This is a genomic window from Enterococcus sp. AAFC-DPL-5182, assembly GCF_058216605.1.
This window is the reverse complement of the sequence record NZ_CM177101.1, coordinates 3,298,411-3,320,066: the sequence shown is the minus strand read 5'-3', so window position 1 is coordinate 3,320,066 and position 21,656 is coordinate 3,298,411. Positions and strand designations below refer to the sequence as shown.

The 21,656-nt window shown below is 34.5% G+C and carries 21 protein-coding genes; 16 read left to right on the top strand and 5 right to left on the bottom strand.

Annotated features, from left to right (window positions below):
• The 12 genes from AC4BB7_RS15615 to AC4BB7_RS15560 all read left to right on the top strand — a co-directional run bounded on the left by AC4BB7_RS15615 (position 1) and on the right by AC4BB7_RS15560 (position 13,902).
• On the top strand, positions 1–222 hold the full coding sequence (locus AC4BB7_RS15615) for a hypothetical protein (RefSeq protein WP_490483627.1): 222 nt from the start codon (positions 1–3) through the stop codon (positions 220–222).
• A gap of 227 nt (positions 223–449) precedes the next feature.
• On the top strand, positions 450–5,318 hold the full coding sequence (locus AC4BB7_RS15610) for an isopeptide-forming domain-containing fimbrial protein (protein ID WP_490483626.1): 4,869 nt from the start codon (positions 450–452) through the stop codon (positions 5,316–5,318).
• A 295-nt stretch (positions 5,319–5,613) separates the two neighbouring features.
• Positions 5,614–6,204 carry a DUF1307 domain-containing protein gene (locus AC4BB7_RS15605; RefSeq protein ID WP_490483625.1) on the top strand — a complete coding sequence of 197 codons (591 nt, stop codon included), beginning with the start codon at positions 5,614–5,616 and terminating at the stop codon, positions 6,202–6,204.
• A gap of 382 nt (positions 6,205–6,586) precedes the next feature.
• Positions 6,587–7,306: a winged helix-turn-helix domain-containing protein gene (locus AC4BB7_RS15600; RefSeq protein WP_490483624.1), complete on the top strand. Its 720-nt coding sequence runs from the start codon at positions 6,587–6,589 to the stop codon at positions 7,304–7,306.
• 707 nt (positions 7,307–8,013) lie between these two features.
• Positions 8,014–8,301, top strand: coding sequence for a TIGR04197 family type VII secretion effector (locus tag AC4BB7_RS15595; RefSeq protein WP_025871987.1), 288 nt, complete (start codon positions 8,014–8,016; stop codon positions 8,299–8,301).
• Complete coding sequence (locus tag AC4BB7_RS15590; protein WP_208930124.1) at positions 8,301–8,687, top strand: DUF3958 family protein; 387 nt, start codon at positions 8,301–8,303, stop codon at positions 8,685–8,687. Before AC4BB7_RS15595 ends, AC4BB7_RS15590 begins: the two co-directional genes overlap by 1 nt.
• A complete protein-coding gene (locus AC4BB7_RS15585) occupies positions 8,677–10,101 on the top strand; it encodes an LXG domain-containing protein (RefSeq protein WP_490483623.1) in 1,425 nt (474 codons plus the stop codon). The genes AC4BB7_RS15590 and AC4BB7_RS15585 overlap by 11 nt, the downstream gene beginning before the upstream one ends.
• Before the next feature lie 25 nt (positions 10,102–10,126).
• Positions 10,127–10,552, top strand: a complete 426-nt coding sequence (locus AC4BB7_RS15580; RefSeq protein WP_490483622.1) for a hypothetical protein — start codon at positions 10,127–10,129, stop codon at positions 10,550–10,552.
• A 147-nt stretch (positions 10,553–10,699) separates the two neighbouring features.
• Positions 10,700–11,020 carry a DUF960 family protein gene (locus AC4BB7_RS15575; RefSeq protein WP_490483621.1) on the top strand — a complete coding sequence of 107 codons (321 nt, stop codon included), beginning with the start codon at positions 10,700–10,702 and terminating at the stop codon, positions 11,018–11,020.
• Positions 11,021–11,407: 387 nt separating this feature from the next.
• Positions 11,408–12,556 (top strand): PD-(D/E)XK nuclease family protein, encoded by a 1,149-nt coding sequence (locus AC4BB7_RS15570; RefSeq protein ID WP_490483620.1) that lies wholly within the window; start codon positions 11,408–11,410, stop codon positions 12,554–12,556.
• Positions 12,557–12,600: 44 nt separating this feature from the next.
• Positions 12,601–13,212, top strand: a complete 612-nt coding sequence (locus AC4BB7_RS15565) for a hypothetical protein (protein WP_490483619.1) — start codon at positions 12,601–12,603, stop codon at positions 13,210–13,212.
• A gap of 180 nt (positions 13,213–13,392) precedes the next feature.
• Positions 13,393–13,902: a DinB family protein gene (locus AC4BB7_RS15560; protein WP_490483618.1), complete on the top strand. Its 510-nt coding sequence runs from the start codon at positions 13,393–13,395 to the stop codon at positions 13,900–13,902.
• Between the two features lie 63 nt (positions 13,903–13,965).
• On the opposite strand, the gene AC4BB7_RS15555 is transcribed toward AC4BB7_RS15560, so the two are convergent.
• From AC4BB7_RS15555 to AC4BB7_RS15545, 3 genes are read right to left on the bottom strand one after another with little or no spacing between them, the layout of a single operon-like run.
• Positions 13,966–14,736: an ABC transporter permease gene (locus AC4BB7_RS15555; protein WP_490483617.1), complete on the bottom strand. Its 771-nt coding sequence runs from the start codon at positions 14,734–14,736 to the stop codon at positions 13,966–13,968.
• Positions 14,729–15,664, bottom strand: a complete 936-nt coding sequence (locus AC4BB7_RS15550) for an ABC transporter ATP-binding protein (RefSeq protein WP_490483616.1) — start codon at positions 15,662–15,664, stop codon at positions 14,729–14,731. Before AC4BB7_RS15550 ends, AC4BB7_RS15555 begins: the two co-directional genes overlap by 8 nt.
• Positions 15,661–16,029 (bottom strand): ArsR/SmtB family transcription factor, encoded by a 369-nt coding sequence (locus AC4BB7_RS15545; protein WP_490483615.1) that lies wholly within the window; start codon positions 16,027–16,029, stop codon positions 15,661–15,663. Before AC4BB7_RS15545 ends, AC4BB7_RS15550 begins: the two co-directional genes overlap by 4 nt.
• 272 nt (positions 16,030–16,301) lie before the next feature.
• Between AC4BB7_RS15545 and truA the strand changes: the two genes are divergently transcribed.
• On the top strand, positions 16,302–17,039 hold the full coding sequence (truA, locus tag AC4BB7_RS15540; RefSeq protein WP_490483614.1) for a tRNA pseudouridine(38-40) synthase TruA: 738 nt from the start codon (positions 16,302–16,304) through the stop codon (positions 17,037–17,039).
• Between the two features lie 395 nt (positions 17,040–17,434).
• On the opposite strand, the gene AC4BB7_RS15535 is transcribed toward truA, so the two are convergent.
• Positions 17,435–18,340, bottom strand: a complete 906-nt coding sequence (locus AC4BB7_RS15535) for an ROK family protein (RefSeq protein WP_490483613.1) — start codon at positions 18,338–18,340, stop codon at positions 17,435–17,437.
• Positions 18,341–18,376: 36 nt separating this feature from the next.
• A complete protein-coding gene (locus AC4BB7_RS15530) occupies positions 18,377–19,249 on the bottom strand; it encodes an alpha/beta hydrolase (protein ID WP_490483612.1) in 873 nt (290 codons plus the stop codon).
• A gap of 309 nt (positions 19,250–19,558) precedes the next feature.
• Between AC4BB7_RS15530 and AC4BB7_RS15525 the strand changes: the two genes are divergently transcribed.
• The 3 genes from AC4BB7_RS15525 (at position 19,559) to AC4BB7_RS15515 (ending at position 21,651) form a co-directional block, all read left to right on the top strand.
• Positions 19,559–20,158, top strand: a complete 600-nt coding sequence (locus AC4BB7_RS15525; protein ID WP_490483611.1) for a helix-turn-helix domain-containing protein — start codon at positions 19,559–19,561, stop codon at positions 20,156–20,158.
• A gap of 126 nt (positions 20,159–20,284) precedes the next feature.
• Positions 20,285–20,935, top strand: coding sequence for a DUF998 domain-containing protein (locus AC4BB7_RS15520; protein ID WP_490483610.1), 651 nt, complete (start codon positions 20,285–20,287; stop codon positions 20,933–20,935).
• A gap of 326 nt (positions 20,936–21,261) precedes the next feature.
• Positions 21,262–21,651 carry a DUF1307 domain-containing protein gene (locus AC4BB7_RS15515; protein WP_490483609.1) on the top strand — a complete coding sequence of 130 codons (390 nt, stop codon included), beginning with the start codon at positions 21,262–21,264 and terminating at the stop codon, positions 21,649–21,651.
• The last annotated feature ends 5 nt before the right edge of the window (positions 21,652–21,656 follow it).

Below are 21,656 nucleotides of genomic sequence, written 5' to 3'. Positions count from 1 at the left end.
ATGAAAAAAACAAATAAAGAAAAAAAAATTGGTGTTGCTCTTCGTTATTGGAAACTTATCCTAATCATTGTATCGGCACTTATTTTTACATTAAGTATCACTTTTTTTGTTATACAGAAAAAACAAAAACTGACTCATGAGCCTAATATAGAAAAAAAATCTAATGAGATGGATAAGATTGAAGTAAAGTCCAATGGAGCAACTGTAATTATTGAAGAATAAAGAACGCTTAGCTATTAAGAATAGTTTTAATAATATAGGTATTTATTAATATAATAGAGCAACTATTTTTGTATGAAAAATTGAGTAGATAAAAATATAATTATAAGGTGTTAGTCAATGGTTTAAATTATTTTATTGATGAATATAAAATTAGTTTATGAAATAGTTACATAGGTATTCTTTGAACAATTAGGAAAGGTTACTCGATAAATAGGGGGATAAGGGGAATGAAAAGTCTAAGATCAAAAAGGCTTAAGAATAAATGGCGGTTAGGAATACTTATCAGTATCTGTATTTTATTTTTAGGTATTATTGTATTAAAGCCATCTGAAAAAATATCAGCAAATGATGATGAAAATCCGATCATTTTAAATAAGTTTCGCTTTGATGTACAAGCCGAAGCCAATGTTATTACTGGTCAATATATTACATCAGTAATTTATGGTGATAATCCAGGCTATGACTCTTCACGAACAAATAATATTGTTAGATCAAATGATACAATTACCTATTTTTTTAGTGTAAATGCGGCATCAAAAGATGGACAAAAATATGAGGATTTAAAAGTACGAGTAAAAAGTGAAATCAATGATGCGGCGATACCGTATAAACAATTTGTATCAGAAAATACAATTACACGTACATCTAGTTTTGAAGGAAATGATTACATTCAATATGATAACTTTATCATTTCCAGAACAGGCTCCCTTACTCAAATAAAAATAGATATAAAAAATTATTTTGGCATCCACGGGTTTCAAATTAAACCTAAATTTTCTATTGCTGTCTCAGGTTATGGCGATCAAGTGGTTCCTGAAAATCAACAGGAGTGGATTCCGTTTGAAGAAGATATTCCAGAAATATCGGTTTCCAGTGTGGAAAACTATACTGCAGAGATTAAAACAAATCATAGACCATCTAATGGACTACCTAACGAACTACAATACGGTGAGAGTAGTGGATTAGAAACTTTTAATAAGTTAACGAATACATTAGATGACCCAAATGGGCTGATTACAACTTTAGGAATTCACATACATATGGCTCCAAAAGAAGGGATGAATGTTTCTGGTGTTGGGGGAGAAATGGCAGGGCTAGCGTACCCTGTTATTGAAGAGGGACAGGACAATACTTTTCGATTTGAACTTGATTCTGCTATAAAGGTAGCAGATGGTTCATCTAAATATGAACCTTATGAACCAGGAGAGCGGGTGCCAGAAGTGTTTCGATTTGGTTATCCTCGAGGAGTCTACCTTCATTCTGCTATGAAAGGAAGTATTGATAAATATGCCTCTTATTATGCTCCAGGTAACCCTAAGTGGAATTATTTGAGCAGTATTGAATATACTTCACGACACACATCCTATTATGGAGAGTACCAATCATTACCAGTCATAACTGAAGATGGGACAGGAAAGATAAGTGTTGAATTTCCTATGAAAAAATTTGAATATGAAACTAGTCAGCCATTCAATAACCTAAGTAAGGATATTGTTGCTGGGGAATTTTATCTACGTTTGCCGATAGATCGTTATCAAAAACCAAAGGGGTTAAATTTTAAATTTTTTGCGGCAGATGCAATGACTTTTAATGGTCGTGAAGTTATGGCAAAGAATAACGCTAAAGAGGGGAATTTAATCTATATAAAATTAGAAGATGAACCATTACCACCAAGCTGGACCCCATCCCCTAAATTAGCTGAAGGTTTTACATTTGATAAAAATAATACTGCAGATGGTATTTATAATGTAAGTGATCTGATCACTCTGAAACCAAATACGTACGATGGAAGGCATTTAGTAGCACCTGAAACTCTAGTTAAATTTACCAAAGGATTATTTGAGAGTGTTTCGGTCACTGGTACTCCAAGCTATACGATATTAAATGAAGAAACAGGAAAAGGAGAAGGTTGGGCAAAGGCTGTTGTTCGTTATGGTGTTTTAAAGAAAGAAAATGAAGGGCCTGGTGCTTATAGTCCTGAAAAATTAGTAGCCTATCGTGCTGATCATTATGATTGGTATAATACACCATATGAGGCTAATTTGATGGGTTCTATCACGGCAGTTAATTATAGCACTGAAAGTGATCGCCGGATAACTAGTTCCTTCAACTCAAATAGTAATATCTATGGAAGGCCTGCATTTACTGGTGCCTATACGAAAGATGGGACAAGAGCAAGTGTCGCTACTTATCGAAGTGGTTATAAGGATTTAGAGAAAACAAAACTGATTGAAAGTGATAGCAGCAGTCGAGATGTATTAGGTACTATTACGGGAAATGGTGAGATTAAAAAGCCGAAAACGACTAAAGATTTTCTTTATGATCAAGATAGCGTATTTGTAAAAAGTAGTAAACTAGAGCAAGCATTTTTTCTTGGTACGACTTATCTTAGTTTAGAAGAGTATCAAAAGGCGCAACCAACTGCTAGCTTTCAAGCTAAAGTGACCTCCGCTAGTTTGGGTGAAAAAAAACCAATGACATTTACAGCAGAGTTAACCCCAGGAGAACACTACAAACCAGATACGGCAAGCTTTTCTGGGGCAGACTTTGAAGCTGATAGTCTGGAACCAGAGATAACGATGGTAGGGAATAAACAACTCTTAAAGTGGACAGGAGTTCTTACAACTGATACAGATTTGAAAGGTGAACTTACTAAGATATATACGATCAATCTTACCTATAAAATTACCCAAACAATTGAAGTATTCGATGATTATTTTTCGCAGTATGGAGTAAAAAATTATAAAATGAAGGTAAAAGTGGATGATGGCATTGATTACCAATTGCCAGAGCTATCATCCAGTAATATAGTTTATTGGGGGCAACAAGACTGGACGATAAATAAAAGTAGCAATCGGGAGTTTATAGGTTTGAATGATACATTTACGTATACTTTATTGACACAAGTGAGAACTACAGGCGCACAAGAAAATATTAAGATTCTAGATGTATTACCTAAAAATGGTGAAGAATCAAGTCAATATCATGGAACGTATCAGGTTAAACATATAGAAAAAACGCGTGATGATATCATAATTTATTATACATCTAATCAGATGATTCGTCGTTCTACAGATCCAAATGAAATTGACTTAACAAATGGTGATTGGAAAGTATATACGTCAGGCGCTTTACCAGTAGATACAACCGCTATATTCGTTCACATAGTAGACCCTGTTCCAAGTTTACGACAAGGTGGTATGCAACAATCAGTTAAACTTACTGTTCAGGCAGATAATAACCAAAGTGGGGATGTTTACGTCAATACTGTAGGTGCCAACTCCGCTATGAATTCAAAAGTTGATAGTAATGTATCAAAGGTATCAACAGTACAAAATGATATCAGCGGTGTAGCCTTTTGGGATCCTGCTTATGCAGGGATATCTACTCAGGCTAGCAGCCAATATGCATATCCTAATGTTCCCGTATCTCTCTATCGACTGGTTGAGGGGGAACGACAATTGGTTACAAAAAATAGTAAAGGAGTCGATTTGACTGAGGTTGTAACGAACCAAGAGGGGGCATATCTATTTTCTGATGTTGTAGATGGTGAGTATCAAGTTGGCTTTAATTTAGGCGAGTTAAATAGCCGTAATGAGTACATCACGTTGTTACCTGAAGCTGAGGATCCTTATGGACGCCCTACAAATAGAGTCGACCCAAGTACGGAAAAGGCTCCCATTTATTATACAAAAAGCTTTAAAATAAGTATTGAAACCGCAACTAGCGCTCTTAATTTAGTGAAGAATAAAAGCGTTGGTATCACGAAAGCTCCAAAATTAGAGGTTGTAAAAAAAGTATTGAATAGTAATGGGCAAGATATCAATAATCAAGTAGTAAAGGTTGGTGACACAATAACCTATACAATTGATATTGCTAACTTAGAAGGTAAATCTATCGTTAAGAAGGCACAATTAAGTGATACGCTACCAGAAGGAATAGAATTTGTGCCAGGTAGTTTAACAATGAATACTTATAAAATATCAGATAGTTATTTTGAAAATCAAACATTGAATTTCCCCTTAGGCAACATACCTGGGGTGAATACGGGACAACCAATGTACAAGTTCAAATTCCAAGCGGTCATTACTAAGAAGGCTTCAGGAAAGTTGACCAACATTGCGAAAGTAGAAGGATTCTCTGTTCATGTAACTGAAAAAGATCACAAAGAATCAGCTGTGGACAATGATGCGCAACCAATCCCCAAAGTGACTAAAGTGGTGACAAAAGATGGAAAACCAGTGACTAGTTTAGTTTTAGGTAATCGCTATGAATATACAATAACTCTTGAAAATCTAAAAGGTGCAGGTATTTGGAAAAATATTACCTTGGAGGATAATTTACCGACTGAAGTGAGTTATGTACCAAATTCAACATCTGTAGATGGGCAAAAAATGGAAGATGCAGCAATTTGGTCTAAGGATAACGAGGGATATTTGTCTGGTATGAGTTATAGCTTATCTGAATTAGCAGAGCAAGAGAAAAAAGTCATCACATTTTCGGTAAAACTGAAAAATTTAACAAATACGCTAGAAGTGGTCAATATTGCTAAGGCAACAGGAAGTAATAAAGATGGGAAAAACTACTCAGCTGAAGGGAAAAATAGTACTCAGTTGAGTTACAACTTAATTCATATTCGTCAAGTGATTCTATACCCAATGGATTACTATCTAGTAGTACCAACCAAAGGCTACTATCACTTACTTAACAAACAGTCTAAAGAAAGCCAACTGGAACCTTCACAATCAGTGAGTACGGTATCACGGTCTGGGGTGCTGAAACCAACTGTAACTAAAAGTGATTTTGATAGTTATTATATTAGACAGTTTGAAGGGGATACGGGGATTCAAATTCAAGTTACAATACCTGAATATTATCAATATTATGGGAATACTCAAAGCTTTAATGGAAATTCGTTAACAATAGATCATGATCCTAGTAGACGAATTCAGCTTAAAGAATCTCCGTATTTAGATCTACGTTCAACTAAAGAAGTATGGGTGACCGTTTATTTAATGCCTAAAACTGGTAGAATAATGGCACCTAGTCCATATAGCTGGGATGCCAACCAGAATAATTTTGGTGTGCTTCCATAGGATATATGCTGAATGTATTAAGAAATTTATTTTTTTATGCAGATGCTATACTTAAGTTACTAGACTTTACCTTATTATCATAGGTTCTGTAGATGTGTAAACCTATTTCAGATAATAATGAGCACTAGCTAACTTATTTTACCCAACCAGATTTTGTAGATCAGTTAGCCCCAAGTTTTTATGGCTGGAACTATGGACAGACAGGAACCTATCATGTTAAATAACCGATAGATTGGAATAAAAAAAGTATAGGAAATCGACAGAGCTATTCTGTTGAAGGGAAATAGGAGATTAAATGAAAAAGATACTGATTTACGGGTTGATTACTTTGGTTTTAGCGGGGTGTCAAGGAACAGCTAAAACAACAAATACAGCCTCTACACCGACAGAAACAAAGACAACAGGCAAGTCATCCGATCGTGATATAAAAGAAAAAAAGCTAGATATGCCAGATTTTATAGAAGAGGATAATGTGTACCATTCAGATTTTGTTCTGTCAAACAAAGGGGTTACGATACGAGCGACTTTTTATGCGAGAGAAGAGGAAGAAACAGGGAATGATCTGTTAATTTACCAAGTAATGACAACGGAAATAGATATGGAAGAAGCGGGCCTAACAAAAGAAGAAGTAGAAGAAAAAAGTCGCACAACACAAGCACAATACCAAGGGATTAGCAGTATAAACGTAATGTCTGAGCTGACTAAAAAAGAGTTAACAGAAACAGTACAAATCGATTATACAGGGGAAGACTTTAAAGAGGTATTAAAGCTGATGAATCCGACTGTAACAGAGGAACAATTAGAAAGTATAAAAGGGCTGCCCGTAGATGCAATGGAAGAAAATCTACTAAATGCAGGTTTTCAGGAAGTATTCGATGAAGACTAGTCAAAAGTAAGCCTATCTAAGGGAATAAAGGACCGATTCACGATTATTTAATAGTAAGCAATGAACGATAACAGAAGAGTAAATTAAACAAAGTGACCTACAATGAAAGAGAAGGGTACGTCACTTTGTTTGTTTTATAAACGAAAGAAATAGTTGTATGATGATTATCATAGGATTAGCAATCAGACTATCCTCTTAAGAGAAAAATTAGGAAGAAACAAACATATTAAAAAAAGAATATACATAGAATTAATAGAGAGGTGACGTAAAGGAAGCGGTATGTGTCCTTTAGATCAGGCGGACTAATTAAAAGAAGTAAGAAAGATAGTAAGAATGTAGTCAAAGTGTAAAGGCAAAATACAGGAGAGGGAGAGAGGGCAAGATGTATTATGTAGGAATTGAGGGTAGTATAAGTGAAGAAGAGTACATCAATTACTGGGAAAAATACAGTCCAAAAGAATGGCACATAGAGATGCTTAAATTAAATGAAGAAATGGACGAGGAAAAAAATTTTGATTTATTTATTATTTTAGATGAAGGAAAAGAAGAAGTAGGGGAAATTTGTGAAAAAATGATTCAAATGAAAGAACAAAATGAACCCTTGATTTGGGTCTGGACAACTGAACAAAATAGTAAGAATCGTCTAGTGTATCTAAGGCTTGGAGCAGATGGTGTGACGAATAAAGAACAAATACCAGAAGAATGGTTTCTGATGATGAATAATGCGTTAAATCGACACAAAAAAGAAAAGAATACAAAGCATCCATTGTTAGACCATTCCTCTATCAGAGAAGAACCAGAATTAATTCTAGCACTCAATCCAACCAATAGCAGTGTACTAGTTGAAGGGAAAACAGAAGTCGATTTAACAAGGCTAGAGTATAAAGCCCTATCGTTATTACTTGAACAGCCAAATGAAACAGTCACGTATGAAGAAATAAATATGGGCTTATGGGCTGGGAAATATAAGGAGATTAACTATCGAGTAAGTAATATCATCTTCCATCTTCGTCAAAAACTGGATCCTGTTTGTGAAGCACCAAGTTATATTAAAACGGTACGAGGAATAGGGTATCTATTCTACTATAAGAGAAGCGACTAAGAGGATAAAATCGCTTGATGGACATTTCCGATAAAAAAACTATATATTATATCTAAGAAGATCAACCATCTTAAGTGATGGTTGGTCTAATTTGTGTTCAAATAGGACTATTACATTAAGAAGTAGATCATCATGATTCCCAATTACTTGAATAGTATAGGAAAAAAGCTATACTACAGTTAAAGAAACTCTGTCTGTTTGTAATGAGCTCATTAACCCGTCAGATAATTTACATTTGCTTGTTCAATTGAAGTTTATTAATAATTTGGTCGATCTTTATTTAGGTTTTTCTTGCTCTCAATCAAAGATAAAAGCATTATTAGATACACTGAATTCGATTCTCTCATCAGAATCAAAGTTCTATACTATTATTTTTCAGATCCATTAGGAAAAGGCTAGAAATTATTATGAGAGATATAGATAAACACGATTTGAAAATTTTTTGATATTTAAGAAAGTAATATAATTTTTATAGTTGTTTCAAAATTAATAGAGTAACAAGTAGCCTACTCATTAGCTAATCAAAACGCTAGAGGAATTGGTAGAAATGAATATTGAAGATATCATTCACTTATGATACGTAGAACCGTATCATAAGTAGGGATATTTTTTTGCTTATTAACAAAAAGTATAGAAAATAGATATGCTCTTTGGTAAATTTAAATAGACACAAAGTTAATGACTTGTTAAAAAAAGGAGAGTACAGCATGTCGATTAATAGTAATTCTACTATTGCCAGTGGGGTTTCAGCCTCATTTAGTCAATCAGCTAGTGCATTAAATAGAATATCCGTTTCTGTCAGCTCTGGACAAATCAACGTGGCTGGTAATAGCACTGCGATTGAAAGTTTTTCAACCTTTCAATCTAGTCTAAAAAGTGTCTCTAACAGCATTGTAAAAGCAGGGGACAATATAAATTCTGTTGCGAAAGAATTTGAACGCATTGACCAAAAAATTGCGCAGTTACCTACTCTTTCAATTGGAGGGATAAGGTAATGACGTTAACTTCGCAACAACGTTTTGACGATCAAAACTACCAGTTTCGAAATCAACTGGAAGAACTTCAAGAAGCCCAACGAGATAATAAGAAAGACCAACAGTTTATTGAACAACTGCAAGAACGGTTCTATGCGTTACAACAACAAGAACAACGAATCTATCAGGAATCTCTAAATGAAGTAGAATCAGAAGAGAGAGCTTTTTTCGAGGAACGACAGGATGATAGTTTTCACTTATCACGACAAGCATTACAAGAATTTGAAGAGGAACAAGAACAGTTAGCGCAAGACCGTAAAACTTTGTTAGAAAAAGAAGACTCGGTTCGTTCAGCACATCGAAACTTCTTAAAAACAGAAGAGAAGGAGATGTCGAATGGGACTTAAATTTATTGTGTCAGAAGCACAAGCTAGAAGTTCACAAGCAACACAAGTTAGTAGTCAAGCACAACAAGCTGTGTCTTCCTTACAACAAAGCATCCAACTGTTCTTATCTGCGCCTTTATCCAGTAAAGCCTATGATTCGGCTAAAAATTATTTTATGGTGGCGTATGCGCCCATTGGGCAGTCCATTATCATGACTGCGGAAGCTTTTACCAATGCGCATAAGAAATTTGTAAGTGAATATCAAGCTACTGTAGGTGGAGAAGATATAGATGAGGACAAAATTCAAGCAGAGATTGATCAATATCAAGAGTTATTACACACGATTGACGACTTGATTCGGGATGCGAAAAGACCTCGACCAGACTTAGAAAGACGTTCTATGAACGCTTATGAGGCCATGCAAAAGAGAAAAGAAAAACTGGAGAAATTACGGACATACAGCGCTCAGTCAACAAGCTTTTTTAGTGAATATAATTCTTCTCAACAAGAATTGAATACAGCGATTAATCAAGTAAAGGATTGTAAAGCGTGGAATGCCTCTACAGGGACTTTTGATATCAGTAAGTTAGATATGAACTGGGCAAAAGCTATTAGTAACAGATGGAAAGATAGACAAGAAAAAATAGATGCAAAAATAAAAGCGTATAATCTTGCTAATCAAGAAATCACGACAAAATTTGATGACTATGGTAATGTGCTAGGTGTGTATGTTGATGGAAAATTTGATGCTGAATTAACGAGTACATTACAAGAATCGATTAGAACGAAAAATTTTGATATGATTAAAGGATTCGGCTCAGGGTTTATTGATCAATTAGCAAATAATAATGGAAAATCGTTACTAAATGAATGGTTTGGGGAAAGAAAATTTGGTGCAGAATTTGACGGAAAACAAAGCTATGCTGTCGGACAATTCGTGGCGGATTTATCTTCATTAGTTCAAGGCGGAGCAGAATTTTTTGGTGGTGGTTTGTGGGCATTTGGAGGTTCAGCAGCTTCCACTTTCTTTTCAGGTGGTGTAGGTACAGTTGCAGTTCCTGCAATTAATGCAAGTGGTCTTGCAGTAGCGGGCCATGGTGCAGGAGTATTTACTAGTGCATGGAATAGTTTAGGAAATGGCTATTCCTATGAAGATAATAGCTATACTAATAAAAATGGTGAATGGGGTGCAGGAGGTACAGCCTCGTCTGAATTGAATGTTCAAAAACATTTTAAAAAACATGGAGATGAAGTTGGAGCAAGCACTATAGATGAATATAAGAGAAAAGCCGCAGAATTTGCTCGAACTGTAAAAAAAGGAGTTAAACCATCTAATGTAGGTGGAGCTACTCCAGGAGTTCGAAGATATAGAAAAAATGGAAAATATATTGATTTAGCTCCAGATGGTTCTATTATTTCATTTGGAAAAACATGATTATTTTAAAAGGAGATAGGATTCTATGGCATTAGTACATGAATTTACAATTTTTAAAAATGAAGAAAATATTGATTACAATAATGAGACAAAAAAGCACATGATAAAAATAGAGGATTATCTTATTCTTTATTTATCCGATTCTCTAAAGTGGGTTCCGTCACATTGGGAAAATATGTCAAATCAAAAAGAAGGATTAAACTATTATGGGACTACTATATTTGATGGAGTAGGAATTAAAAAATTTTTGAATATCATAAAATCATGGAAAAATCTATTTGAAAATGCGCCCGATAGTATTGAACTTTCAACCGAAGTATCTGTAGAAGATGGTGTTTATTTAAAGGAAAATATTGAAACAAAAAAATTATTGAAACAATTGGATACGCTTATTTCACTATCTGAAAATGCTTTGAACGAGAATAGATTATTAGTTCATTTTGGAATTTAATATTTCCATCAAAAATGATTATCTATTGAGAGTATAGTTTAATGATTACAAAGTAAAAAAGAAGTAAACAACTATATATTATATCTATGAAGATCAATCATCGTAAGTGGTGGTTGGTCTATTTTTGTGTTTTAAGGAGGAAAGATAATGTTCGTTAACAAAGAAAATCGTTACATCACGAAGGGAGTGAACGAACAAGTACCAAAAGAAATTCAATTATATTGCTGGAATTTGATTGACAAAAAAAGAAGTAAAGCTGAAACAGAATTAGACTATTTACAAATCTTTGAGTTCAATCCAGATAATCAACGCCAAGCAATTGAAGTGATTCATCGACAAGAAGAACCATTTTTCATTGATCATCATATCTATACCATAAAGGAAAAGATAGCTGATTTCCAAATTGAAAAATTATGGGCGATCGATGATGGTAGTCATCAAACGATGTTATTACCAGAAGACTATTAATTGGCATTTTTCTAAGAACCAGCTACAACAATTATAAAGGAGAAAAATATGAAAACAACTCAACCGAGAAAGCGTGTAGCTATTGTCAGTCTTGAACTGATGTGAAATAATAGAGTTTATTTTTTATAATTGTAAATAGAATTCTTTTTTCATTTTTTTGTAATAGCTATTACTGAATTTTGTATAAGATTTTATCATCATAAGTTCGTCTGGTGTACGAAAGGCATAAAATATTTATACTTACGCTCCATAATTCTTTTGATAGAACTATCTTGAATGCTTTACTACTGGCTTGTGGTTATCTAGTCTAATTTTACAATTGACGTGTTTATAAAGTTTATTTTGGTTGATATAATGTATAAAGAAACTACTTGTCGGGAGGAAAACATGGAACAAACAATTAACAATAAAGTAAAACAAAAAATTATTGAATTAAAAAAGTCACCTCTATTCGCAATATCTCTAAGTGGGAAAGAACTTTTTCATTCTAACTTTTGGGCTTGGCTGCTTGAACAAAAATCAAGTGATGGTAAGCATCCATATATAGAAGTTTTTATGCCTGAATTTTATGCTAGGGGATACAGTTTTATTGCGGTTGAAAGAGAAAAAAAGAAAATGGATGTATATGTTACTTATTCGGACGAGAATGGTGCCGAATCTGTGTGTGTAATAGAAAATAAAATAAAGTCTATCCCAAATATGGAACAACTAAAAAACTATGAACATAAGTTAAAGAAGAAAGATATATTCGGAAAAGGTATCCTAACAGGATTAAAAGAGACCCTAAACATTGAAGAGTTAGATGGTTGGGATTTTCTAAGTTATATAGAAATAGCTAATAGAATTTTAGAAATTAGAAATAAATATTTGAATATGCAATATTCCGATTATGTTGAACAATATGTTGAAGATGTCATTTGCTTAAACTATATTTTTGAAAAGAAACTTAAGGATTCTAATGGTAAATACATACATACTGATCCTGACCTTGAAGAAATCAGATTTTCAGATATTCTTATAAAGTTAAAAGGCTCAGAATTTGTGGATAAAATAAATAATTGCTTGAAAGATATGGATGATGAATTAATGGTTAAAGGAGATTGGTCTTTTCCTATAGCTGAATTTAGCTTTAATAATAAAAAGCCTACCATAACTGTTGTTTATAAAGAATTAAAAGACAACCAGCTGTATAGCGAATATGGGAGACTGGGAATTCAAATTGAAGGGAATGCATTTAGAATTTATGGTGGAGGTTCAAAGCTAGGTATTAATAACGAAGATGAGGTTTATAGCAGATTGAGTGAATGTAACTATTTAGATTCAAAATTTAAAGACAAGATACATACTAATGGAGATACTACTAGAATGAGAAAGGATTATTGTAAGTACGGTGGGAAACCAAGTGATGAATATTGTCACGTTTATCAGTATTGGAATCTAGAAAAAAATGATTATGATGATCTAGTAAAAAAAATCATAACTCAAATTAAAATTGCTAAATTAAAGATAGAAGAAGGTTTTACTTTTAAAAAATGATAAGTTGGTAATGAAAGCCAGGTATCCGACGAAGGAATGAATATATGAATAATAGAGAAAAATACTTAAAAGAGTTTACGCGACCTAGACAATGGAGTTTAAGAGACGAAATGGCTGCAATTCAAGTTTCAAAATATCAAGACAACATGACAGCAGAGAAGCACGTGAATCAAGTTAAAAAATCTATACAAGAGTGGATAACAAGAGAAAAATTGGACCAATTGAAGAGTGCTGATAATCTTCCGATACTAGTTTCTGATATGAACAAAGAAGAAGTAAAAAAAGAAATAATGACATGGTCCGGCGACAGAGAAAAATATCACTATCTTTGGGTTTCATTCAGAGATAATGGAATGATCGTTACTATTGGAAGAACCTCGTTTTCTAAAAAATCTGGTTATGGTGATTTGTTTGATAAATTTGATGTTTTTGGTACAGGAACTCAAAAGCTAATATTAAAATTTCTGATTGATTCTGAAGATAGCTCAAAAGAAATGGAACGATTAAATGCTAAAATGAATACTTTTACTACCTATGCTTTAATCATCCCTGTAAAATCTGACGATTCAAAAATGGTAAATAATTTAGAGAAACAGCTGGGCGAATATTTGATAAAACGATACCCAGTGTTCAATTATTATTCGCATAATTGGTAATCCTGATGTTGATTCTTAAAAGGAAAATTATTCAAGTACGTTACAGTCTTTATCGAAAAGAGTCCAATTGTTTAAAAGAACAGGTTTGGAAATTTGAAGTTGCACAATCTCTGTAGTACAGTATTTAGTAGGTATATCATGCAACTTGTTTTCATTTTAAATACCAAAGGAGAGGTTTCAATGAAAAGCACACAACTATCCATGGATACTTTAAAACGAGCAGAAGAACGGTTTGAGGATACCCTTGATCAAATGCAGCTAGATGAGGCAAATACCATGCCAGCACCATTGATCAAATCAGTTACTTGGCTGATTTGGCATACGGCACGTGAACTTGATTATCAAATTTCAGAACTTAATAACACTAAACCATTATGGCTAGAATCAGGTTGGAATGAGCGATTTGCATTGGATTTACCTGATGATACAGAAGATTGGCATCATACGCCAGAACAAGCGGCTAAAGTTGTAGTACAGGATAAAAAATTATTGTTAGATTATTTAAACGCTAGTGTTGAATTTACGAATACGTATTTAGAAAGTCTTGCTGAAGAAAGTCTTAGTGACGTGGTCGACAAAAGTTGGACGCCAGCAGTTACACGTCAAGCGCGAATTGTTTCTGCAATTGATGATGCGGTGATGCATTCAGGGCAAGCTGTGTATACAAGAAGGTTGGTTATTGGGAAATAATCACGGACTCATTTAAAAAGAGCTGGATTTGAACATAAATTTGTTCAAATCCAGCTCTTTAGTTTAACTTCTTAACCCACGACCGCGATCAATCAAATACCAGCAAACAGCATAAAGTACTGAGATAAAAAGTACTAAAATGAGCATAGAAAAAATGATCGGTACATCGATCGTACCAAGAAAGCCGTATCTAAATCCTGAAATCATATAAACGATCGGATTGATTTTTGAAATGGCTTGCCAGATCGGAGGCAACATTGATATCGCATAAAATACCCCACCAAGATACGTTAAGGGCTGTAAAACAAAAGTTGGCACAATCGATACATCATCAAATGATTGGGCAAAAATCCCATTTAACAAACCTGCCAATGAAAATAAAATAGCAGTCATAAGAAGTGTAATGATCACAATTGACCACGAATAAACGTGAAGTGGTACAAAAAATAAAGAAATAATAGTGACTAATGTGCCGACTAGAACACTTCTGCCAAGTCCTCCAATGACAAATCCCCAGATAATGATATGTGTAGGCACTGGGGCAACCAGTAACTCTTCAATATTCTTTTGGAATTTTTGTGAAAAGAACGAGGAAGAGACATTAGCATAAGAACTAGTGATGACCGACATCATGATCAGTCCAGGCACGATAAATTCCATATAGGAGAATCCGTCCATTTGACCGATTCGTCCACCAATCAAGTTTCCGAAGATAACAAAATATAATGATGTGGTAATAACTGGTGGTACCAAGGTTTGAACCCAAATCCGCAAATAGCGGTTAGTTTCTTTTACTGCAAGGCTTCTTAAGGCTGTGAAATATAGCTTAAACATTTTTTTCCCCCACTTGACGTTTTTCTTCGGTGATTTTTAGAAACAGCTCTTCTAATCGATTGGATTTGTTGCGAAGAGAAAGAACTTTGATCCCTTGTTTAGTGAGCTGGTCAAATAATTCGTTGATTCCTTGATTGCGTTCAACTTCTACAACCAGTGTCCGTTCGTCTTCAAAACTATTCTTATAGCCTATGATTTCAGGCTTGTTCTCAAATTCCTCCAAATCAAAAATAAACGTTTCGAACTGTAATTTTGCTAGAAGAGACTTCATGCTCGTATTTTCAATCAATTCCCCTGATTGAATGATTCCAATATTGCGGCAGAGCATTTCTGCTTCTTCAAGATAGTGAGTCGTCAGAATAATCGTTGTGCCGTTTGCATTCAATTCTCTTAAAAAATCCCACATTTCCCGTCTTAGTTCAATATCTACGCCTGCTGTAGGTTCGTCTAAGATGAGTAGTTTTGGTTCATGCATCAAAGCACGAGCAATCATTAATCGACGTTTCATCCCGCCAGAAAGCATTCGGGCGCGTACATTGCGTTTTTCCCATAAATCGGATTGTTTTAGATATTTTTCACTGCGCTTCAACGCTTCTTTTCGTGAAACACCATAATAGCCAGCTTGATTGACAACGATTTGTTCTACCGTTTCAAATGGGTTAAAGTTGAATTCTTGGGGAACTAGTCCAATTTGTTGCTTAGCAAGAACCAAGTCTTTATCAAGATCGTAGCCAAAAACATTTACTTTCCCTGATGTTTTGTTAACAAGAGAGGTGATAATTCCGATGGTTGTTGATTTTCCAGCACCATTTGGGCCTAAAAGTGCATAAAAGTCACCTTCTTCTACGACCAAATTAATCCCCTTTAACGCTTCAACACCTGTTGCATATACTTTTTTTAAGTCTGTTATTTCCAATGCATAAGTCATTTAATAATTTTCTCCTTATTGGTATGATTCCTTAGTGTTTCATCTGATTTTGTTGAGGTATCTTCCTTTTTTTGACACAGGCAGTCTGTGCCGCTATCAGAAAGTAATTGTGCCATGGTGCTCATAAAGTCTATGACAAATTCTTCTTGTAAGGTGTAGTAATGCCATTGTTTCTGCTTATTGACTGAGACGATTCCAGCTTTTTCTAGAACTTTCATATGGTGAGAGAGAGTTGGTTGAGTAAAGTCAAAATGTTTCAACACGTCGCAGGCGCACATGCTGCTGTATGAAAGAAGATCGATTATTTTCATTCTATTAGGATCAGCCATAGCCTTGAGTATCAATGAAAGTCTTTCATAATTCATGCATATCCCTCCTTTATATAGATGAGTGCCTATGTTTAATATAGATCAGTATAAATGTAATGTCAATAATCTGATTGTTTAAAATAGTGAGTCCACAAAAGAATTTTTACTACTACCGACTCTGGTGTATATTGAAATGGGGAGACATAGTCACGGTAAATAAAGAGAGTCGGCTAATTTCTGGTATTCAGATTCCTTAGAATTAGATATAATAACTGTGATCCTTATGGATAGACTCAATGACAAAAAAACGTTGATAAGAGGAGAAAAATATGAGAAACATTAAACTAACAATTGAATATGACGGTACGAGATATTCCGGCTGGCAAAGGCTTGGTGATTCGGATAAAACAATTCAAGGTAAAATCGAGAACATTCTGACACAAATGACAGGAACAAAAACAGAAATTATCGGTTCCGGTAGAACCGATGCAGGAACACATGCCAGAGGACAAATCGCTAATTTTAAAACAAGTGCTGCCACAAGCTTGCCTGAGATGCTTGAATTTTTAAATCGTTATCTTCCCCGTGATATCGTTATAAAAAAAGTAGAGGAAGTTCCTGAAAGATTTCATGCTCGATATAATGCAACTGGGAAAAAATATAGTTATTATATTTTGAATGCTGGAGTTCCTTCTGCATTTGAACGTAACTATAGTTTTCATTATTCAGATGAACTAGATTTTGAATTAATGAATGCGGCTTGTCTAAAATTGATTGGAACACATGATTTCATTGGCTTTTCTTCTCTTAAAAAGACGAAAAAATCAACGACGCGGACAATTGATGAGCTTTCAATTCAAAAAGAGGGGGATATGCTGCATTTTACCTTTGTTGGTAATGGATTTTTGTATAAAATGGTGCGAATCATCATGGGGACTCTTTTAGAAATTGGCAGTGGAACGATGGATATAGAAACAATTGATGAAATATTTGAACGCAAAGATAGAAGTGATGCTGGAATGACGGTTCCTTCCCAAGGACTTTTTCTTGATGAAGTTTATTATTAGTAATCAATTTATCCGTCTGAAGTGAGTTGCTTCCAAATTTTCTGTCCGTTCGTTTAAATCATGGACAGAGAATACGGAGTAGTGGTCGACCTTCCCTAAGAAATTACTAATATTCAGGATTTTCGCGCAATTGTTTATGCTATACTAGCAAATGTGAAAATAGAGACTCAGTTCGTTTTAATCAGTAAAGGGAGTTATAGGAACGTAAGAAAAGTCAGTAAGGCTAAAGTATATTTCAATAATTATGGCTTGTTTGTTTATGATGATCCAAAGGGCGTTGCAGAGTAGGAGAACTATCAAGAAATAAATAAAAATCGACTTATAAAACATAAACAGGAGCTGCTAGTATGAATCACTCAACTTCATACTAGCAGCTCTTATTTTTTTTAAATGTATCAACTAAGCGTTTCATCAAGCTCAACAAACAATTGGTACAAAGCGCCTAATAAATTTGCAGAGTTCTGGAAGGCACAAGCTTCGATAATAAGTGGGGAAAAAGTTTGACCTAGCAGGGTTTCTTCTTGTCTAAGATTGGAATATTGGGTTTTAATCATTTTGATCAAACTATTTTGTGCACTGATTCCACCGCCAATCACAATTTTTTCTAAGTCTAGTAAGACCTGCATATCAATTAAAAGAATCGCAATATCTCGACAATAATTTTCAAATAGGCTAGTCAAAGCAATCGATGATCGATCTGATATAGCTTTAAAAATAGCTATGTGATCTTCTTTTGGAACGTCTACAATAGAAGCAGCTTCCGCCATGAATTTTACAGCCGATCCGTGAAAACCAAAGAGTTGTGGTTGTTTTGGATTCGGTGACTGTCGAATTAGAAAGCTAAGTTCACCCGCTTGAAAATTAGGTCCTTGGTGTAAATGATTATCAAGAATCAATCCACCACCAATACCAGTTCCTAAAACGACTGCTGCACCGTTTCTAACATCTTTCAAATTACCGATCCACCATTCAGCTAAAGCTGCTGCTTTTCCGTCATTGATTAACGCAAATGGCAAGTCACTAACACTAGCAATCCACTCTTTCATAGGGAAATCATAAAGAAATAGCAAAGCACCACCTGTGTGAACATAGCCTTTAGCTGAATCGATTCTGCCCGGACAACTCATGGCGATTCCTTTTATTTTTCCTTGTTGTGTTTCTAATTGAGAAACTATCATTTTTTTGAACGATTCCAACGTTTTGGGTGTTGGTTGGCGCCATGTTTGGATAAAATTTCCAGCCCGATCGATCAGTCCATATTTGATATAAGTTCCGCCAATGTCAATACTTAAATAATACATTGTTCAACCCTCCGAGTATCCTATCAATATTTCAACTTAAAAAAAACGCTTGAAAAAAGTAATTTCGTCTTCGTTACACTGTGTAGCGATCTCACTTTTTTGATTGAGATGAAAAACATGTCCAAGCTCAGTATGATCTTGATTAGCATAAATTTTACAGGTTGTTTCGATCCCCTTGGCTATCAATAAGTCAGCAAAGGGTTGCGCAGCATCTTTTAGAAAATCATGTGAAGCTGTTGCAACAAAAGCGGGTGGGAAATCAGCCGTAATATAGCTTTCAACTGGAAATTGTGCTTCAAGTGCAGGCGTCACTGTTTCGCCAAAGTAAAATGGGAAATCTTGATTGATTGCGCTGTTTTGACCAATAAAATAGGCACCACAATTTAGGGCGACTGCTTTAAATTGGACAGAGGCTATTTCAAATGGAAATTTTTGCGCGTAGGCAGTATTACTGATGAGCACTGCATATTGTTCAACTAACTGACCGCCAGCGCTATCACCAACCAAGAAGAGCCGATCTAAATCGACATAATATTTTTCACCATGTAGCATCAACCAATTCATCAAAGCATTAATATCTTCCAAAGGTGCGGGATATTGATGATCTGGGGCTAATCGATAATTGAAGTTTACCACGGTAAATCCTTGTGTTGCTAAATACATTGTATAAAAGCGGTAAAGTTCTTTATCACCGTAGAAGAAACCACCGCCATGAATATTGACGATTGTCGGTAGACATTGGTCAGTGTTTTTTGGATAGTAAATATCAAAAGTATTCTCAATACCATAAGGTCCATAAGATAAGTTTTTGATTTTTTCTAGTGAATCTGGTTCAGTTAACCCTGCATCACGCTTTTCGTCAATTTCACGTATATTCTTCCTCATTGTTGGAATGTCAAAATTTAGCATAGTTATTACCTCCTAATTAATTTCTTTGCTACTTGTATTATAAATGCAAGCGTTTGCTTATGGAAGCTAGAAGATGATATATGTTCAATTTTCTAATAGCAGTAGTTTACTTGAAAGTGGAGAAGAGAAGTTTTGTGAGTAATACAAGTAGTGAAGTAAAAATAAATTACGAAGAATTTTTTTTTGAAGTTTATTGCTATAATAAGTATATATACCTTCATTTTTATAAATTCAACCAACAGTTGAGTGGAAATAACGATGATTCAACCAATTGTTGATTGCTCAAATTTACGTTAGGAGGCTATGCTTGTGGTAGCAATAGGAAGTAAATTAAAGGAATTGAGAGAATCAAAAAAAATAACTCAAAAAGAATTAGCTGAATTTCTTAATGTCACACCTCAAACTATTTCGAAATGGGAACGTGATAAGAGCTACCCAGATCTAGATACCTTGGTAAAACTTAGCAAGTATTTTCAAATTTCTACAGATAAGCTTTTAGGAAATAACAAGCACTCTTTTTTTGAGACTCTCTTTTCAAAGAAGGAAGGAAAAGCGAAAATGAAGAAAGAAATTAGGATGGATGATGAGTCGATTTATGGAAAGGAAAAAATTCTGGTTTTCGGCATTACTAGTATGATGACCGATTATGAAGTGTACACGGGATTATTAGTGACAAAGATGAATAATCTAGCAAGAACCAATAATCTTGGGGTAACGATTCAAGCGTATAGCGTTTCTAAAATAGATGAAGAAGGCAAGGAAGCTGACCGGATTTTATTATGTCCAGAACTTAGTTATGCGAAAGAGGAAATCAAACGTAAATTTCCTGAAATTCCAGTGACAGTCATTCCTAAGAAAGAGTATGCTGCGTTAAATGCTGAGAAAATATTGAAGGAGGCGTTAGCGTAGTGCGGCCATGTGCTTTACGTTTGATTACTGCAATCAGTAATCAAGGACAAGATTGTTCAATTACCCTGTAATTACGTATAATTGAAAGTGTAGGGTTGTTGTAAGGCTTTGTTGAGGAGGTTCAAAATGACTGTGTTAAAAAAATATGGTGTTCACTTTTTATTGTTAGGTGCAATCAGTGATTTTCTCACGCCTTATATTCTAGGTATTTTTTATCCTGAAATGAATCAAATGACAATGGTGATTAGTGTATTCGGGGATATAGCAAGCCCAGTTCGACAAGAATTTTTGATTTGGTCGGTGATATCAGGAGTATTCTTTGTTTTAGCAATTCCTGCTGTATATAAGATCTTTAACAACACTTCGACAGTACTGGCTTGTTTACTAGCGCTGGCTATTGGCTTGTATGGTGTGGGGGATTGTATTTTTACGGGATTATTTAGCATTGATACTGAGCAATCAACTTGGAATCTTTCTACGTGGATCCATAATATTGGTTCAGGATTAGGCTATGCTGGATTTTTGATTTTCCCTTTTCTTTTATTTTTACTTTATCGAAAACAAGGAAAAATGACCCATAGTAAACTGTATTTAATTTTATTGCTGATCAGTGTTCTTTTTGCGAGTATTTACGGGCTAGCTCGTATTCCTGTGATCAATCAATTACCAATGCTGAGTCAAATTGGATTTTGGCAACGGGTTAGTTTTATTTTTAACTATTTGCCAATTGTGGTTTTTGCTTTAGATCAAATCAAAAATGGAAAAGGGACAGTTTAGATTCTATTCAATGAGGCATCACTTTGTACGTAATTGATCTATCTCTAAATTAAAACAGAAGCCTTGTTAAAGAACGGTTTCTGTTTTTGTCTAATATTTTCTTTGGCTAATCTTGAGTTGCCTTATGAAATTGATCCCCTAATTCCAACGATTTATTTTGGAAGTGACGATACGCTTCTGATATGGCTTCGCGCCCAAAATAGAGTTTTTTTGATCAAAAATAGAGGAAAAAACTTTATAATTAATAGATAAAAACTGAATACATCTGTTGTTTTATCTATGAAATTGCTATAATAGAAAACGTAACTAAAATTAAGGAGGATAACATGAAAAAATTTTTAGGGGTATTTTCAGTATTGGTAATGGTATTTGTTTTAAGTGGATGTGGTAAAAAGGCTGTAACGGATACATTTACGCAATCACCCATGGCAGGAACGGAAGTTTCGATCATTGTTGAACATGAAGGGGATAAAGTAACTAAAGTCTCTTGTAAAGCGGTATTTGATAATGAAAAATTACAAATCACAGACGAAGATGCTGCAAAACAAGTAACAAAAGCATTTGAGACATCTTCAAATTTAAAAGATGCTAAGATGAAGTATACAGACAAAGAAACAGTGATTACGTATGATGCACCAGCTGATAGCGTAAAATCTGGCAGTAGCTTTAAAGAAGGCGAAAAACAATTGACAGACATGGGCTTTGAGAAAAAATAAACGTA